Source organism: Serratia marcescens, assembly GCF_001902635.1.
GTDB classification, from domain to species: Bacteria; Pseudomonadota; Gammaproteobacteria; order Enterobacterales; family Enterobacteriaceae; genus Serratia; species Serratia marcescens_F.
In genome coordinates this window covers 1-1,313 of sequence record NZ_MJAO01000062.1, presented here as the reverse complement: position 1 = coordinate 1,313, position 1,313 = coordinate 1, and the positions used below count along the sequence as shown (strand labels likewise).

General features: G+C 55.9%; 1 protein-coding gene. It reads right to left on the bottom strand.

What is annotated here, in order from left to right; all coding sequences use genetic code 11:
• Nucleotides 1-238 precede the first annotated feature (238 nt).
• Complete coding sequence (locus tag BHU62_RS24525) at nt 239-1,243, bottom strand: IS110 family transposase (RefSeq protein WP_073534944.1); 1,005 nt, start codon at nt 1,241-1,243, stop codon at nt 239-241.
• Between the last annotated feature and the right edge of the window lie 70 nt (nt 1,244-1,313).

Sequence of the window (1,313 nt, the reverse complement as noted above, 5' to 3'; positions counted from 1 at the left end):
GATTTATGATGGGCTTGCTTAAATCTATACGGCGTCTGATGGGTAACACTGCGTTACCCGCGCCACGATGAAGTCCGCACCTGCTGAACCTGAAAAGGGTCTCGGCTTCAAAGAGCCATTTTTTATGTCAGGTTCATCAGCAGGTCGCTGTGCCGTTCATGTCATCATAATCAGTCGTCGCAAAACCAGAGCGTAACTGGGTATCCAAAGCGCTGACAGCTCTAACTGCCGGCGCTTTTTATTGGCTAAAAACGGTGCGGTACGCCGTGAGCGACCAGGCTATCCTGGCCAGTTTATTGGCCAGTCCACAGGCCACCACGTTCGAGTGATGCCGCGTCAACTGAACCTTCACCCACTCAGCCAGACGCCCCGGGTTATGTTCCAGCTGCCGCATAAAGGACCGGGCACATTGCACCAGCAGACGCCGCAAATTTTTATCTCCCCGCTTGCTGATGCCCATCAGCGTGTTTTTTCCGCCGGTGCTATATTGCTGCGGCACCAGCCCCGTCGAGGCGGCGAAGTCCCGGCTGCCGGCATAGTTTTTCCCATCGCCCAACTTCGTGGCCAACAGGCTGGCGGTTATCATGCCGACGCCGGGAATGCTCAGCAGACGTTGCGCGGTGTCATCATCCGCCATATGGTTTTTTAACTCTTGTTCGAGCGCTTCAATCTGTTCGCTGAGATAGACGTAATGTTGACGGAGCTGCAGCAGCAGCCGGGTTAAATACGGCGGCAACGGATGTTCTTCAAGCACGGCGGCCAGGCGTCGGATAACGGCTATACCGCGTGGCATACTGATACCAAACTCCAGCAGAAAGGCGTGCATCTGGTTGGTGGTTTTGACCCGCTCCCTGACGAGCGCATCCCGGACACGATGCAGCGCCGCCATTGCCTGCTGGTCTTCGGTTCTCGGCGTCACGAAGCGCATGGAAGGGCGCGAGGCGGCTTCGCAGATGGCTTCAGCGTCAATAAAGTCGTTTTTGTTGCTTTTGACGAATGGCCGAACAAACTGGGGCGAGATGAGCTTGACCTGATGGCCGAGCTGCGAGATATGGCGCGCCATAAAGTGAGCGCCGGCGCAGGACTCCATGACAACGGTAGCCGCGCTGCAGGTGGAAAGAAAAGCGGTGAGCTGAGTGCGGGAAAACTTCTTGCGCAGCAAGGCATACCCGTTTTTATCCTGAGCGTGGACATGGAAAGTATGCTTGCCGAGGTCGATACCGATGAGCGTAATGTTTTGCATGATGATCCCCTCCGGAAAGAAAAACACCCTGCCAGCGTACCGCTCACAGGGTGGGGGTGACCATCTCATT

Excerpts from the sequence above, each read along its gene's own strand:
- BHU62_RS24525 (WP_073534944.1), bottom strand. The coding sequence starts at position 1,243 with ATGCAAAACATTACGCTCATCGGTATCGACCTCGGCAAGCATACTTTC.